We start from the raw sequence: 15657 nt of genomic DNA, 5'->3' as shown, positions 1-15657 counted from the left end.
TGTTAGAACTCAAACTGATAAAGCACATCTAATGCCTGATCAATACCAGACACCGCTTCCAGATACAACCTTGGCATCAACCGATAACGTAATGTTAACGTAGCCAGCGAGTCAAATATACCCACACCGTATTTTACTTGCAGATCTTTGGTGACATACCCACTTACGACTACTTGTGAGCTATCACCCACCCCCTGAGTATCCAGTGCCAGGTTGCTTACACCAAATGCCTCGCCAATTTTACCCACAAGCTTACCACTTTGAGCAACTCCCATACCGACCAGCATGGACGTCATCAGGCCGCTGTCAGCCCCAGAATTACCCAACCCCTGCCCACGTAGCAGATAAGATAACGCTTCTTGCTGGGACATCGCCGGATCCGAGAAGATCTCCAGCCGTGGTGAGTCAGCCATGCCTGTCACCCGCACGCCTGCCGTCACTCCGTCTGCAGTGGCATCAGGATTTCGAATTGCTTCAATGTTAAGTAGTGGTTGATCCGGTGGGCCAGAGAACAACAATACCCCTTTGTTGACAATCAAATCCTGACCATAAGCGCGGAAACTACCGGACGGAATATTAATCTGCCCATTTAGACCTAAACCGCGCTGGTCCTGTACCATTTTCAAGTCGCCTTGTAAGCGCGCTTTCAGGCCAAATGCATTCAGGCGGACATCATTACCAACATGAATCACCAGATTACTGTTAATTGGGATACTGGCAGAGCGCGGCGAAATAGGTTTCAAATCATTATTGAGCATCACTTCATCAGGCGAAACCCCTACAGCACTTTCCGGCACTTCCTGCACAGTAATACGCGCCCATGGAATATCGACTGAGCCATTAAGAGTAAACAGTTGTGGCGTGGCTTCAAAGACAATGTCCGGTGACACATCGATCCGCACCATTGGTGGAACAGTGACCCGCAGCTTGTTACCTTTGGCAGCAATCCGGGCGCGCCAGGCATTAATATCACGCCAGTCAGCATCGCCTGAAAGATTGAGCTGCCCTTGAGATGTTCGGATTAAGCCCTCTAATGTTGAGGTCATACCGTCAAAATTCATCACCAAACGCCCTTCGGTGATATCAAATGGCATCCAACTGCCATCGACATCCACGTTATCCAGCGCCAGGCGGCCAAAAACGAGTGGGCTTTTCGCATTGCCCCCCAAACGCAGGTTAGCATTTAAAGTACCCGCGGCTTTTTCGCCATCACTCAGAATCGGGTTAATCATTGCCAGCGAGAAATTACTGATGGCAATGTTACCGGATAGATTGCGCCGCCCTTCTGGATCAGCAACCTGCACCTGCCCGGAGAACTGGCCGTTATTGACCAGCTTAACCAACCAGTCAGCCCGTACTTGCCCATTGGTCAAGCCACCATTCAGGTTCAATGTTTCAAAGGCAATCGGTAGCGGGTTACCCTGCACCATTTGTTGCACTTTGACGCCATTGCCACTGAGTGATACCCGCACATCGGGCAAAGTACCACCTGCTCTCCAACTAACATCAGCACGGCCGGTGAACACACCGTTCATGGTGGTATCCGGGCCAAGGAAAGGTTTAATCATGGCTAAATCAAAGCGATTGAGTACTATACTCGCCTGCCCACTTGGCCCAGCTTCTATCGCCCGCGGCACGCACAGCTCCGCATTTGGGTTAAGCCAACAATGTGGCCCAATAGTGACCTGCTGTAGGGTATTTTGGTAATCCAATGCAATGGCACGGCTGATACGCCATTCACCAACCGGTGTATCAAAGCGCGTACTATTGAGGGTGCCGCGCCAGCGCTCTTGCTGCCGATCGAAGCTCCCCTCTAGCGCCAACTGGCCAGACACCGGTTCACCCTGCATGTTTAGGCGCAACTGATGCTGCCTTTCACTGCCGCGTGCATCCAACGTCAATAAGCTAATCAGCAAATCCGCTTGTTTAAGCTGCTCGATCCTGATGGCCAACTGGCCTTGAATTTGGTCTGTCGAACGCACATCACCGTCAATTTTGACCCGATTAATGGTCAGTTCTTGCCATTGTAGGCGGTTCGCTGTGAGATCGGCCAGCAATTGTGGCGCTTTAAGATTGCCGCGTAATTTCAGTGTTCCTTTCACCACGCCACCTAACCCTGGCAACGCGCCATCAAGTTGCGGGGCGTCAACATTGGCATCTAACTGCCAGTTATCGCCAAGGTTACCTTTTACATCCAGATTATTGCGCCCTAAAGCCAGTTTGATACCGGGAATATGCCACTGACCCGCCGCATTCCCAGTCAAAGAGCCACGCGCGGTTACGCGATTTTGCTTCACATTGCCGTCCAGCGTGAGCTCCGGCACCTGTAATTGCCAGCTGCCGCCATGGATACTGCCGCGAGTCACAATCTTGCCATCCAGTTTTGCTGGCCACTCCGGCCACTGCTTCGCGGTATTAATACCGGACAGAGTTAACACCGAGTTCCAGCTAATGGCTTTGCTCCAATCCACCACACCGGTAAGGTCCGTGTTACCTTGCAATGCCGCCAGACGCAAACGTGTCAGATTGAATTGCTCAACATTACCTTTGCCGTCCAAAGTAAATACCGCGGGCGGTAAATCTGTTCCTTTAAAATCAGAGCGAATTGAGAGTGCATAATCTGTCGCCTGCCCGTTAAAATGCATTCTGAGATTATCGAGCTGAAACTGAGGTTCGCCACTCAATGGCCAACGCAACTGCTTGCTTTGCAGGGTTAATGCCAGAGGCAATCCCGCCTGAGCCAGCGCAGTTTCTGCGGCTAACTGTGCACTGACTGGGCCAGATAAATTGAGATCAACCTTAAGTTGCTCACGCAATGCGCCGCCAACCGTCAGCTTTACTTTTTCGCCTTTCAGCGGTTCGATGTTCAACGCACTGTTCACCACCATACTGAGCGGCCACTTATCAGCAAGTTGCGCCTCACCATGGGCCGACAACCCACCCTGTGGCGATTTGATATCCAGCGTATCCAGCGTTATCCGGTTGTCTTGGGTAGTGGCACGCAGTAAAACGCTGCTGATAAGGACATCGGTATCGCCAGTAAGTCGCAGCTGTTGCCCTGAAATCTCCTTAATATTCAAATCCAGTGGCAAACGAAAATCAGGCAAATCAGGCAGCAGAGGCTTGGCGAACAACTCTTTTAGTGTTTCCCCTAGAGGGGTTTCTGGCTCAGCTGGAGCTGCGGCCTGTTGCTCAACCGCCTCTTTGGCGGCAATCGCGGTTTCAACCACCGGTTTCGCCGCATCAGGGACAATAGCCGGTACCGTTTTCGGCAGCGCTATCAGTAACCCGCTGATTTTAGTTGGCATTAAGTCCAGCGCACGCTGTCGCCAATGTGCGCCAGTACGGAATTCAGCCAGTGAAATCGCCGTGTCATCAATAGTGACTTTGACATTATTGAGTGACAGCAGGCGCAAGGTAATAGGATACGGAGTGCTCAGCTCGCCCATCGGCTCAGTGCTAGCTGGTGCGGGAGCCGCAGGCGGCATCGCCTTGGTATCCACCACCACATCGACATCTTGCGCAGTCAGGGCATTGACACATAATTCGCTGCGTTTTAGGCAAGAGAGCTGCAATGACAGATGAAATTGCCCCGCGGTAACTGTCACACCCGGCATTTGGTACCGAATACCGTTGAGTGTCAGATCACGCCAGCCACCGCTGACACTGGCAATATCCAAGCCGGGCACCCAGCGTACGGCGCTGTTGATGACAAAATGCAAGCCACTGGTGGTGCCGAGCAAACCCGCCAGCGTTCCAACCAACAGTAGGATAATGAGCAGAAAGGCGATACAAAGTCTCTTTACCCACCGCCATCCCTTTATCGACATCATAGTTCTGGCCCCAAACCGATGTAAAATTGCACGCCATGTGCTTCGTTGTCACCAATAGGTTTCGCGATATCCAGCTTGATCGGGCCAACGGGAGAAGCCCAGCGCACCCCAAACCCGGCACCGGTTTTCAACTCACTCTTGCGGATATCATTCACGGCTTCACCAGTATCGACAAATACCGCCCCCCACCAGCGTCCAGTGACGTTATATTGATACTCCACAGAGCCAGTCGCCAATTTAGAGGCACCGGTTAACTTACCTTCGCTATCACGCGGGGAAATATCACGGAACTTATAGCCACGAATACTACGGTCGCCACCAGCAAAGAAGCGCAATGAAGGCGGAACACGGTCAAAATTATTGGTTTCAATCCAACCCAGGTTGCCGCGCACCACAAAGCGGTTTTTCTCACCCAAGGTGCGAATCCACACGTTTTGCGCCTGGAAAATGCCGAAATCAACGTCAGAACCCCACGTAGTATCCGACACATCAATGGAATAACGCTGACTGTCGCCCCAGACCGGCATGGCCCCACCGCGCTGGCGGGTACGGTTAATACTGACCCCCGGATACAGCAACATGGTGGTGTCCGTCACACTGCCCTGAGTAAAGTGATCCAGACTCCAGCGCAGGTTTATCGCCCGCTGCCAACCACTGGAGAGATCCCAGAAACGAGCGACGTTAAGTGTCGTGGTATCAGATTTAGTATCATTGAGGTCAGTTCGTTTAAACCCACCCTGCAACAGGTAATACTGCTCAAGAGGATTTTTTAACAGGGGAATGCGATAGCTGAAATCCAATGTCTGCTCAGGTGCTGACAGTGTGGTGCTGGTCGTTAGACTGTGGCCGTAGGAGTTCATCCAAGGTTTACGCCAACTGGCGGTCAGACGCGGACCAACGTCGGTGGCATAACCGCCCCCCAGCTCAACCGTATTTTCGGTGCGTGGAGTGACAACCGCATCGAGCGGCAAGATTTTGGTCTTTTTGGCATCGCGGAAATCTGGCGAAACCACCACTGAGTTAAACCAGTTAGTGGCAGACAAACGACGGTTCAGTTCGGCCAGATCATCAGCCGAATACAACTGCCCATCATGAAAAGGCACGAGATTTTGCAGGAAATCCTCACGGATTTGCGAACCTTGGAAGATTACTTTACCGAAGCGGTAGCGCTCGCCGCTGTCAAAATCAATATCCCAAAAAGCCTTACGCAGTTCGGCCGCAACGCCTAACTGGCTTTTAATCATATTGGCGTCAAAATAACCACGACGTAAAGCCAGCCCCGTCAGTGAGCTTTTGAAGTTATCAAATTCGCCATGATTAAGGACTGAGCCAATTTTTGGCGTATCTCGGCGCACCAGCGCCAGATAATCGGGATCGGTTTTCGCCCCACCTTGTAGCACGATATCCGCACCGGCAATCAACACCGGTTCTCCGGGCACCACCTTGGCGATTAAAACCGAGCGGGCCGGAGCCGGACGCTCTTGTAAATCAAAGGTAATGGTGGGGTCGTAATAACCCAAAGCCCGCAGTCCCTGACGAATCGCTTCATCTACCCTGGAGCGGAAACGCCCATCAGCGGTGACTTCATCAGTACCAATTGTTGATAAACGCGCCCTGACGTTTCTCTCTAAATCCCCGCTAAGACCCTCAACCTGCAACCGAACATTGGCAGCATAGGCGATAGGTGTAGCGAGCAATACACACAAAAAACAAAGAATAGGGTATCGTGGCACGCGTACTCCTAGCTTATTAATTATACTTTCCTGTAAAACGGCCTCGCGGACGATCAAAAATTCAGTGGCAATACTCACACTATCATTCCGCATTCAAAGACTGATTTAAGCCTATTACTCCTAAAACTCCACCTTAAGCCGCTACATTAACGCAGAATGGGTCTTATTGTGTGCAAACTCGCAATCAGATACAACTGTCTGTAGTGATTCACTGTAAACATCTTGTTAGTCATTTGCTGTAAACTTAATATTCACAGTCAACATCGGAGTCTATTGTGATGCAAAATTTTGATAAAACCGCCGTCATTGATGCAGCGCATGCTTTGTCAGGGCGACTGACACCGATGCCAGTCGCAACTCTCCATGTTGTAAATGGACACTCCATGACTCATGTTCCTGAAGGCATGGAAGTAGCTATCTTCGCCATGGGCTGTTTCTGGGGCGTCGAGCGCCTGTTTTGGCAGCAACCGGGGGTCTATAGCACCGCCGCGGGCTATAGCGGTGGCTATACGCCAAACCCAACCTACCATGAAGTGTGCAGTGGGCGTACCGCTCATGCCGAAGTGGTTCGTGTTGTCTTTGACCCCACTATCATCAGCTATAAGCAACTATTGCAGATTTTCTGGGAAAATCACGACCCAGCACAGGGAATGCGTCAAGGGGGTGATGTTGGAACACAATATCGCTCAGCTATTTACGTCTTGACGCCAGAGCAGGAAGCAGAGGCTACAGCGAGCAAAGCGCAGTTCCAGCAAGCAATGGAAAAAGCGGGCGACCACCGGGTGATTACCAGCGAAATGGCTCCCGCTCTGCCATTTTATTATGCCGAAGATGACCACCAGCAATATTTATACAAAAATCCACATGGATATTGTGGCCTAGGCGGTATTGGTGTTTGTATGCCAGCCAATTTGTAAGGCTGGCGGCGCTCTCATCGCTGCTGCTATACTAGCCGGGCTGTTCACTCAGCCCGATTACGGTTTTCTGCCGTTGTCTTAAAACTCAACATGAACTATATACCCTATATATTTCAAGGTGCGGGAAGGCGGTAAGCAAGAGCCTCCGATGAGCTTGCGCGAGTCAGTCATTTGGGTGAGTTGAGCAGTCAAAGCATCTGCAACTTGAAAGATGACCGGTATGGCCTTCCTTACGATCGCCGACGCTATCGTCGGTACGACACGGATAGATTATGTTAAACAGTATTTTACTGATTCTTTTTTTAATTGCAGTGAGTGCCTTTTTCTCGTTATCCGAGATTTCACTGGCCGCATCACGCAAAATTAAATTAAAACTTCTGGCAGATGAAGGCGATATCAACGCCTTACGGGTACTTAAACTACAAGAGACTCCGGGGATTTTCTTCACCGTGGTCCAGATTGGGCTGAATGCTGTTGCCATCCTGGGTGGTATTGTCGGTGATGCTGCATTCTCTCCATCTTTCAAACTGGTATTCGAACGCTTTATGTCACCTGAGCTTGCCGACCAAGTGAGCTTTATTTGCTCATTCGTTCTGGTCACCAGCTTATTTATTCTGTTTGCCGACTTAACCCCGAAACGCATCGGTATGATTTCACCTGAGGCGGTTGCCGTCCGAATCGTCAACCCGATGCGCTTCTGTCTGATGATTTGTCGTCCATTAGTTTGGTTTTTCAATGGAATGGCCAATCTGATCTTCCGCCTATTTAAGCTACCAATGGTTCGAAATGACGATATAACCTCGGATGATATCTACGCCGTCGTGGAAGCGGGCGCATTGGCTGGGGTGCTGCGTAAGCAAGAGCATGAATTGATTGAAAACGTATTCGAGCTGGAATCACGTACGGTTCCGTCTTCAATGACGTCACGCGAAAGTGTAATTTATTTCGATCTGCGGGAAAGTGAAGACAGTATAAAAGAGAAGATTTCGACCCATCCGCACTCGAAGTTCTTGGTTTGCGATGGTCATATCGATCAAGTGGTAGGTTATGTTGACTCCAAAGACTTATTGAATCGGGTTTTGGGTAACCAGAGCTTAGTACTCAGTAGTGGCGTGCAAATCCGCTCGGCCTTGATTGTGCCGGATACTCTGACACTGTCTGAGGCGCTCGAGAGCTTTAAAACGGCGGGTGAAGACTTTGCAGTTATCCTTAACGAATATGCTTTGGTTGTTGGGATAATTACCCTGAATGACGTGATGACAACCTTGATGGGGGATTTAGTCGGTCAGGGGCAAGAAGAGCAAATTGTGGCCCGTGATGAAAACTCATGGCTGATTGAGGGCGGAACTCCAATTGAAGACGTGATGCGCGTGCTGCATATTGATGAATTCCCACAATCTGGCAATTATGAAACCATCGGCGGCTTTATGATGTATATGCTGCGCAAAATTCCGAAGCGCACCGATTTCGTCAAATATGCCGGTTATAAGTTTGAAGTGGTGGACATTGATAGCTACAAAATCGATCAGCTACTAGTAACCAGGCTCAGTGACCTACCCGCCCCAATACTACCAAAAGCCCCGCACGAAAGCAGTGATGCGTAGATAATGCATCCTAATAGATTGAATTAATGATAGTTTGAAACATTAGCGGCCCCTATAAAGGGGCCGCAATTAAATTAGTCTCGGGTATGACCCAAAGTTATTGATGTTGCAGCCAGGCTGAATCCCGATGAGCTTACTCCAGTCAGTAATTCGCGGCTAACAACACTGCAACAGAGGATTAGCCCATCTCGGCTTGCAAGCGCATCACCTGCCGATTAACTTCGGACATCACCTCAAAGTGGCGTTTATCCCTAACTTTCGGGATTAAAATCTTGCCTTTATCAAACTCAAAAGCCCCCATATCTTTGATATACAACCGACCGCGGAATAACGTTTTAACGTACATCGCGATTTTTGCCGGATTGTAACGTTGGAAGATCCTCATTGTTTTACTTTCCTCCCATAGCACCAATACGTACCTTTTGGCGACTTAGCGACCAAGATCACAGGTAGCGTAAGATAATTGCAGAGTAATAGACCTAGAGTATGGGCTTAAGTTCCCCCAAAATCAGTCATTGATGCTGGATTTACATAAAATTACAGAGCCATGCAGAGAAAATGAGAGATAGAGACAGAATAACCATCTAGTAAATGTCAGAAATAATTATTCCCAACAAACAGGACAGACCTCCGATCTGCACCTATTATTGGAAAACTGATACCCAATAATTTCCAAGGTACAGGAATAAGTGCCCAACATGACTCATAAGATCCTAAAGGACATTCCATGATAAAAAATAGCCTGCTTATCCTATCGCTGCTGTTCACCCCCTTCATCGCCAGTGCTCATACACTCCAACTTGACCAGCGGGTACCGCCGGTGGGGGTCAGTGATAAAGGCGAATTAAATTATGATAAAGCTACTGATCAGTTTAGCTATAAAAGCTGGAATAGCTCGCAATTGCCCGGCAAAGTGCGAGTCGTCCAGCATATTGCTGGCCGCACCTCGGCAAAGGAGCTGAATGCACCGCTAGTGGAAGCCATCAAGCATGCTAATTTGCCACACGATCGTTACCAAACGACGACAATCGTCAACACCGATGACGCAATTATTGGCACTGCAATGTTTGTGCGTAGCAGCATTGAAAGTAATAAACGTGAATTCCCTTGGTCACAGTTTGTAGTAGACAGTAACGGGAATGTTCAAAAAGCCTGGGATCTGGCGGCGAAAGGTTCGGCAATTGTGGTGCTGGATCAGCAAGGAAACGTTAAATTTGTCAAAGATGGTGCGCTAACCCCCGAAGAGGTGCAGCAGGTTATTGCCCAACTGCACCAATTGCTAAAGTCTTAAAACAGCGACACTCTAAAGCCGGGGTTCAGGAAAGATTCACGCGGGGTATAAGAAAGTGGTTTACCCTGCCAATCATGGACCAGTGCCCCGGCAGCAATAGCGACAGCATGCCCGGCTGCAGTATCCCACACATTGGTTGGCCCAAAACGCGGGTACAATTGCGCTTTCCCTTCCGCCACCAAACAAAACTTGAGTGATGACCCGACCGAGACTGTCTGATGCTCACCCAGTTGCGACAAATAATCTTCCAACTCAGCATCACTGTGAGAGCGGCTGACTACCACTAGCGGAGGCAGTGCATCTCGCACTTGAATTTGCATACGTCTGCCCCCCTCCTCCTTCCACGCCTTGCCATTTTCGGCGCTGTACATCACTTCAGTCACCGGGGTATAGACCACCCCCAACACCGGTACCCCTTGGTCAATCAAGGCGATATTGACGGTGAATTCACCATTGCGGTTTAGGAACTCTTTGGTGCCATCGAGTGGATCAACCAGCCAATAACGCTGCCAGTGCTGGCGCACCGCCCATGTAGGTGGATCTTCTTCAGATAACAGGGGAATATCGGGAGTCAATGCCGCCAAACCAGCTTTAATAATCTGGTGAGCCGCCAGATCAGCTGCAGTGACGGGTGAATCATCTTTTTTATGGGCCACATCAAGGGGCTTATCACCCTGATAGACCGCCATAATCGCCACACCTGCCTCGCGGGCTAACTGGCAAATTTGCTCTAACATTATCCACCCCTTGGTATTATGAGTCATGTCGAATATTGATAGTCAGAATACATCTGATAGATCTCTGTTGATCTGAAATGGTCTAGGGACTTCTCGCCCACTCTACATTCATTTTAGAACGCAAAGCTAAAATAAAAATTAATCATCTCAATCCTTATCATCGGCGGGACAGACTAATAATCTCCCTGCCAAATAGCCACCTTTGTCATTTAACTTCCAATAAAATCAGTGGCATCAACCTGCTGCAACTGTGAGCACCTGCGCGTTATCTAAACGTATTTTCTGCCAAACTTCACACTTTATTATGACAATTTCTTAAATTTACATATTCTTTTGCGATATATGTCGAATTGTTTTCTTAATGGAAAAGCCACGATGGAGAAAGCCATGTCTAAGCGTCCGCTGACGTTATCCCTGCTTGCCAGCCTGATTGCTGTCGCGACATCAATGTCTGTGTTCACAACACAAGCCGCTACCGTTGACTTGCGAGTACTGGAAACCACCGATTTACACAGCAACATGATGGATTTCGATTACTACAAAGATAAGCCCACCGAGAAGTTCGGCCTGGTGCGCACGGCAAGCCTCATTGAAGCCGCTCGCCAACAAGCATCCAACAGTGTATTGGTGGATAACGGCGACCTGATTCAGGGCAGCCCGCTGGGTGACTATATGGCAGCCAAAGGGCTCAAAGCCGGGGAAATTCATCCCGTCTATAAAGCAATGAATACCTTGGACTATGCTGTAGGTAACATCGGCAACCATGAGTTTAATTATGGTCTGGATTATCTGAAAAAATCACTGGCAGGTGCCAAATTCCCCTATGTTAATGCCAACGTTATTGATGTCAAAACAGGTAAGCCACTGTTTCAGCCTTATTTAATTGTCGACACTCCGGTAAAAGATCGCGAAGGGAAAACGCACAACCTGCGGATCGGCTACATCGGTTTTGTGCCGCCACAAGTGATGATATGGGACAAAGCCAACCTGAGCGGCAAAGTCACCGTTAACGACATCACCGAAACCGCTCAAAAATGGGTACCGGAAATGCGCAAGCAAGGTGCGGATTTAGTGGTGGCTATCCCCCACTCCGGCCTCTCCAGTGACCCTTATAAAACCATGGCTGAAAACTCGGTTTATTACCTCAGCCAAGTGCCGGGTATCGATGCCATCATGTTCGGTCATGCCCATGCCGTCTTCCCAAGCAAAGATTTTGCTGCTATCAAAGGCGCGGATATTGCCCAGGGGACATTAAATGGCATTCCCGCCGTGATGCCGGGCCAGTGGGGCGACCATCTGGGTGTCGTGGATTTTGTCCTGAATAATGACCAAGGCCCATGGCAGGTGACTCAAGCCAAGGCCGAAGCGCGCCCTATTTTTGATAAAGCGGCGCAAAAATCGCTGGCTGCCGAAGATGCAAAATTGGTGAAAGTGTTGGCCGCTGATCATCAGGGCACCCGTGATTTTGTCAGCCAACCGATCGGCAAAGCATCAGATAATATGTACAGCTATCTGGCGCTGATTCAAGATGACCCAACGGTACAAATCGTCAATAACGCCCAACGCGCCTATACCGAACACTTTATTCAGGGTGACCCTGATTTGGCTGACTTACCGGTGCTTTCTGCCGCTGCGCCGTTTAAAGCTGGCGGACGTAAAAATGACCCGGCCAGTTTTGTCGAAGTCGAGAAAGGTGAGCTAACCTTCCGTAATGCCGCTGACCTGTACCTTTACCCAAACACGTTGGTGGTGGTAAAAGCCAGCGGTGCAGAGGTTAAGCAATGGCTCGAGTGCTCCGCTGCGCAATTTAATCAAATCGATGTGAACAGTAGCAAACCGCAATCGCTCATTAATTGGGATGGTTTCCGTACTTATAATTTCGATGTTATTGATGGGGTTAAGTACGAAATTGATGTGAGCCAACCCGCTCGCTACGATGGTGAATGTACGTTGATTAATGATAAAGCCGAGCGAATTAAAAACCTGACATTTAACGGCAAGCCGATTGACCCAAAAGCGACGTTCCTGATTGCTACCAATAATTATCGCGCCTACAGCGGTAAATTTGCTGGCACTGGGGACACCCATATTGCTTTCGCTTCACCGGATGAGAACCGAGCAGTTTTATCTGCTTATATCAGCGCTGAGACCAAAAAACATGGGCAGGTTACCCCACAAGCAGATAACAACTGGCGTCTGGCAGTGCTTGAGAGCAAACAGCCGTTGGATATTCGTTTTGAAACCTCGCCAAGCGCTAAAGCAGCTGAATTTATTAAACAAAAAGCACAGTATCCGATGAAAGCCACCGGGACTGACGAAATTGGTTTTGAGGTTTACCAAATCGATTTACAGCAGAAATAACCGCTAGCAACAGCGCTTGACGGAGCGCTGTTGCTCTCTTGGCATACCTCTTAAGAGCTATATCGCATTCTATAACATGTATTTATTATGCATGTTATAGATATTTAATAACTCAATGAGGTGTCATCATGGATTACCGTAATCAATCTCTCGGCGCTCTGGCTATCGCTATCCCACGAGCCACAAAACTCTTCCGTCAGCATCAATTGGATTTCTGCTGTGGGGGTAAGCAAACACTGCTGCGGGCAGCCAATAAGCTGAATCTGGATATCGATGAATTGGAAGCACAGTTGAGTGCATTACACATCGAACCTCAGTCATCTGAAGATTGGCAACAACGTTCCCTGACTGACATCATTAATTTTATTATCAGCCGCTACCACAACCGTCACCGCGAGCAGTTGCCAGAGCTGATTCTGATGGCTGAAAAAGTTGAACGCGTCCATGGCGAAAAACCGGCATGTCCACGCGGATTGGCAGCGGAACTTACCGCGATTTTAGAAGAACTAACCCAGCATATGTACAAAGAGGAACAAATTCTGTTCCCGATGATCAAACGCGGCATGGGTTCGCAAGCCAGTGGGCCAATATTTGTGATGGAAGCGGAGCACGACGCCGTTGGGCAGCAATTGGAAGTGGTGAAACAATTGACACAAAATATGACCCCACCAGAAGGTGCCTGCAATACCTGGCAGGCACTTTACAACGGTATCAATGAATTCATCACTGACCTGATGGAACATATTCATCTGGAAAATAATTTACTGTTTCCCCGTGCGCTGAAAGGCGAATAATTTCGCTATTAATCGTCATCGTGGTGAATAAATGCAAAAAGGGCGACATGATGTCGCCCTTTCTCATATCACTGCTGGAATATTACAGAATTTCCAACAGTTCCACTTCAAACATCAACGCACTGAATGGAGGGATAGTCGCACCGGCGCCACGCTCGCCATAAGCCAGGCTGTGTGGGATGTACAACTTCCACTTAGAACCCACTGGCATCATAGACAGAGCTTCAATCCAGCCTGGAATGACACCACTGACCGGGAACTCTGCGGGTTGGCCGCGCTCAACTGAGCTATCAAATATGGTACCGTCAACCAAGCGACCGGTGTAATGCACACGTACGCGGTCTTGGCGGGATGGAATTGGGCCTTCACCCACCTGCAACACCGAGAACTGCAAGCCAGACTCAGTCGTGGTAACGTCATCACGTTTGGCATTCTCTTCCAGGAAAGTTTTCCCTTCTTCAACCAAAGCCTGCTGGCGCTCAACACGGACTTTATCAGCACGCTCGTGAACTTCACGCAGTGCGCGGTGCACAACATCAACAGGGACGGTCGGTGTATTCCCTTCCATTGCGTCACGCAAACCTGCCAGTAATGCTTCTGGCAATAAACCTTCCAGCCCGGACTCTTGCAATTGTTGCCCGATTTGTAAACCAATTCCGTAGCTTGCTTGCGCTTCAACGCTTTCAAAAGAAGGGGTTGTCATGGATTTTCCTTTAGTCGCTAATCATGTCGAAGCCGCAAGCATAACAGCAGCAGGGGAGTGCGGTAAAATCTTGCTTTGCGAATGATGACTTTTGTCGAAGAAAAAGAAACAATGGCAGCAGGCTAACCGGGAAATCCCCTGTTTAAGTATTATAATGTTCTGTCTTTTGGCATCAATCAGTTAGCTACTCAGCCCAACTTCAAGTAAGAAGAGTTATACTTAGAAGCCTATTAGTGCATTACTATTTTATTATTTATGTAGTTTTACGTCGTTGAAGAGAGGTCACCATGGGCAGAATCGCGCCCAGGAGAAGGAAAAGTACCCGGGTTTATCAGCCACTGCTGCATACCTGGCTGAATATCAGGCAGAGGATTTTGCCGGATGCTAAAACGACGGATGACCAAAATCTGATGTCTGAAGTCAATGCATCTGAACACATTGCTCCTGCTGAGGATATTGCCGCTACTGAAAATCATGTTTCCCCTGAATCTACGGCTGCGGCTGCTCAGGAAACAGGGATTAAAAGACTGTTGCTGAAAATCTGGCACTTACCGGACAGTTTTCAGTGGATGGAGCCATTGCCCTTCTTCCACCGTCGCTGGATTATCATTGCGACGACAGTATTGCTGCTAGCGCTGCTGTGGCCAGTATCACGTGACAATACCGACCATTCATTCCCGGTCAGCGCTCCGTCAACTGAGGTGCCGCTACAGGCCCAATTGCAAAGCGACCTTCACTCACAAAACAATCTTGATGCTCCGCCACCTCCTACGGTGGCGCCTCCCGTGGCTCCAGAGGCCATCCCCCCAGTTCAGGGAAATTGGCAGAGTTATCAGATTCAATCAGGGAAAACGCTGGCGCAACTGTTCCGCGATAATAACTTACCGGTCAATGAAGTTTTTGCGATGGCACAAGTTGAGGGTAATGATAAACCGCTGAGTAATCTCAAGGCCGGCCAAGAAGTTAAAATTATGCTGGATGCTCAGGGAGTGGTGGCGGCACTGGCCATTGAAACCACCAGTAACACGCAAGTGCTGTTTACCCGACAAAGTGATGGCAGCTATCGCCGCGATCGTTAAGCGCGATACCCCATCACCTGCTTTTATCAACGAACTCTCTTCTCGCGACTCTGACGCCTATTTCCCTTACGCCAGACAGCAAAACGCCAGCACAAGGCTGGCGTTTTAGCAGGTTAACAACAGCGTAACTTACGCTTCTGCAACCACGATCACGTTCAATTGCGCGAACACGTCGCTGTGTACCTGGAAGTGAACTTCATGATCACCAGTGGTACGCAGAACGCCATTCGGCAGACGAACTTCGCTCTTGGCCACTTCAACGCCAGCTGCAGTTACAGCGTCAGCGATGTCGCGAGTACCGATAGAGCCGAACAGTTTGCCTTCATCGCCAGATTTAGATGCGATGGTGACGCTGCCCAGTTCGTTAATTTTAGCTGCGCGAGCTTCAGCAGCAGCCAGAACGCCAGCCAATTTGGCTTCCAATTCTGCACGGCGTGCTTCAAAGAACTCTACGTTTTTCTTAGTTGCCGGAACAGCTTTACCTTGTGGAACCAGGAAGTTACGAGCGTAGCCCGCTTTAACGTTCACTTGGTCACCCAGGCTGCCCAGGTTTGCTACTTTATCAAGCAGAATAACTTGCATTACCTTATCCTCTCAAAGTCGTT

12 protein-coding genes are annotated in these 15657 nt (G+C 49.3%); 6 read left to right on the top strand and 6 right to left on the bottom strand.

Annotated elements, in window-relative coordinates; translation table 11 throughout:
* Window positions 1–2: 2 nt before the first annotated feature.
* Window positions 3–3830, bottom strand: coding sequence for an autotransporter assembly complex protein TamB (tamB, locus tag DJ58_RS06830; RefSeq protein WP_138070090.1), 3828 nt, complete (start codon window positions 3828–3830; stop codon window positions 3–5).
* The gene (gene tamA, locus DJ58_RS06835; protein ID WP_032910516.1) at window positions 3830–5566 is read right to left on the bottom strand and encodes an autotransporter assembly complex protein TamA; all 1737 of its coding nucleotides are present in this window, start codon (window positions 5564–5566) and stop codon (window positions 3830–3832) included. The genes tamB and tamA overlap by 1 nt, the downstream gene beginning before the upstream one ends.
* 278 nt (window positions 5567–5844) lie before the next feature.
* Between tamA and msrA the strand changes: the two genes are divergently transcribed.
* Together msrA and paeA are read left to right on the top strand one after the other, a co-directional pair.
* Window positions 5845–6483: a peptide-methionine (S)-S-oxide reductase MsrA gene (gene msrA, locus DJ58_RS06840; RefSeq protein WP_032910427.1), complete on the top strand. Its 639-nt coding sequence runs from the start codon at window positions 5845–5847 to the stop codon at window positions 6481–6483.
* A 272-nt stretch (window positions 6484–6755) separates the two neighbouring features.
* A complete protein-coding gene (gene paeA / locus DJ58_RS06845; protein WP_004707033.1) occupies window positions 6756–8087 on the top strand; it encodes a polyamine export protein PaeA in 1332 nt (443 codons plus the stop codon).
* Between the two features lie 178 nt (window positions 8088–8265).
* On the opposite strand, the gene DJ58_RS06850 is transcribed toward paeA, so the two are convergent.
* Window positions 8266–8472 (bottom strand): DUF1107 domain-containing protein, encoded by a 207-nt coding sequence (locus DJ58_RS06850; protein WP_032910425.1) that lies wholly within the window; start codon window positions 8470–8472, stop codon window positions 8266–8268.
* A 342-nt stretch (window positions 8473–8814) separates the two neighbouring features.
* Between DJ58_RS06850 and DJ58_RS06855 the strand changes: the two genes are divergently transcribed.
* Window positions 8815–9378 (top strand): YtfJ family protein, encoded by a 564-nt coding sequence (locus tag DJ58_RS06855; protein WP_032910424.1) that lies wholly within the window; start codon window positions 8815–8817, stop codon window positions 9376–9378.
* On the opposite strand, the gene cysQ is transcribed toward DJ58_RS06855, so the two are convergent.
* Window positions 9375–10115, bottom strand: coding sequence for a 3'(2'),5'-bisphosphate nucleotidase CysQ (gene cysQ / locus DJ58_RS06860; protein WP_004707031.1), 741 nt, complete (start codon window positions 10113–10115; stop codon window positions 9375–9377). The genes DJ58_RS06855 and cysQ overlap by 4 nt on opposite strands.
* Before the next feature lie 375 nt (window positions 10116–10490).
* On the opposite strand from cysQ, the gene DJ58_RS06865 reads away from it, so the two are divergent.
* Window positions 10491–12476 carry a bifunctional 2',3'-cyclic-nucleotide 2'-phosphodiesterase/3'-nucleotidase gene (locus DJ58_RS06865; RefSeq protein ID WP_004707030.1) on the top strand — a complete coding sequence of 662 codons (1986 nt, stop codon included), beginning with the start codon at window positions 10491–10493 and terminating at the stop codon, window positions 12474–12476.
* Between the two features lie 128 nt (window positions 12477–12604).
* Window positions 12605–13270, top strand: a complete 666-nt coding sequence (ytfE, locus tag DJ58_RS06870; protein ID WP_004707029.1) for an iron-sulfur cluster repair protein YtfE — start codon at window positions 12605–12607, stop codon at window positions 13268–13270.
* An 82-nt stretch (window positions 13271–13352) separates the two neighbouring features.
* On the opposite strand, the gene bamJ is transcribed toward ytfE, so the two are convergent.
* Window positions 13353–13973, bottom strand: a complete 621-nt coding sequence (gene bamJ, locus DJ58_RS06875; protein WP_004707028.1) for a BamJ family beta-barrel-assembly machinery protein — start codon at window positions 13971–13973, stop codon at window positions 13353–13355.
* Between the two features lie 287 nt (window positions 13974–14260).
* Here bamJ and DJ58_RS06880 point away from each other — a divergent pair, with 287 nt between their 5' ends.
* Window positions 14261–15052 carry a LysM-like peptidoglycan-binding domain-containing protein gene (locus tag DJ58_RS06880; protein ID WP_004707027.1) on the top strand — a complete coding sequence of 264 codons (792 nt, stop codon included), beginning with the start codon at window positions 14261–14263 and terminating at the stop codon, window positions 15050–15052.
* Window positions 15053–15181: 129 nt separating this feature from the next.
* Here DJ58_RS06880 and rplI read toward each other — a convergent pair whose 3' ends face one another.
* Complete coding sequence (gene rplI / locus DJ58_RS06885) at window positions 15182–15634, bottom strand: 50S ribosomal protein L9 (RefSeq protein ID WP_004707026.1); 453 nt, start codon at window positions 15632–15634, stop codon at window positions 15182–15184.
* Window positions 15635–15657 lie beyond the last annotated feature (23 nt).

The organism is Yersinia frederiksenii ATCC 33641 (assembly GCF_000754805.1).
GTDB lineage: Bacteria > Pseudomonadota > Gammaproteobacteria > Enterobacterales > Enterobacteriaceae > Yersinia > Yersinia frederiksenii.
The sequence above is the reverse complement of the archived record's forward strand: the minus strand, read 5'-3'. Positions and strand labels throughout refer to the sequence as shown.

Excerpts from the sequence above, each read along its gene's own strand:
- tamB (WP_138070090.1), bottom strand. The coding sequence starts at position 3,830 with ATGTCGATAAAGGGATGGCGGTGGGTAAAGAGACTTTGTATCGCCTTT.
- msrA (WP_032910427.1), top strand. The coding sequence starts at position 5,845 with ATGCAAAATTTTGATAAAACCGCCGTCATTGATGCAGCGCATGCTTTG.
- paeA (WP_004707033.1), top strand. The coding sequence starts at position 6,756 with ATGTTAAACAGTATTTTACTGATTCTTTTTTTAATTGCAGTGAGTGCC.
- DJ58_RS06850 (WP_032910425.1), bottom strand. The coding sequence starts at position 8,472 with ATGAGGATCTTCCAACGTTACAATCCGGCAAAAATCGCGATGTACGTT.
- DJ58_RS06855 (WP_032910424.1), top strand. The coding sequence starts at position 8,815 with ATGATAAAAAATAGCCTGCTTATCCTATCGCTGCTGTTCACCCCCTTC.
- cysQ (WP_004707031.1), bottom strand. The coding sequence starts at position 10,115 with ATGTTAGAGCAAATTTGCCAGTTAGCCCGCGAGGCAGGTGTGGCGATT.
- DJ58_RS06865 (WP_004707030.1), top strand. The coding sequence starts at position 10,491 with ATGGAGAAAGCCATGTCTAAGCGTCCGCTGACGTTATCCCTGCTTGCC.
- ytfE (WP_004707029.1), top strand. The coding sequence starts at position 12,605 with ATGGATTACCGTAATCAATCTCTCGGCGCTCTGGCTATCGCTATCCCA.
- bamJ (WP_004707028.1), bottom strand. The coding sequence starts at position 13,973 with ATGACAACCCCTTCTTTTGAAAGCGTTGAAGCGCAAGCAAGCTACGGA.
- DJ58_RS06880 (WP_004707027.1), top strand. The coding sequence starts at position 14,261 with ATGGGCAGAATCGCGCCCAGGAGAAGGAAAAGTACCCGGGTTTATCAG.
- rplI (WP_004707026.1), bottom strand. The coding sequence starts at position 15,634 with ATGCAAGTTATTCTGCTTGATAAAGTAGCAAACCTGGGCAGCCTGGGT.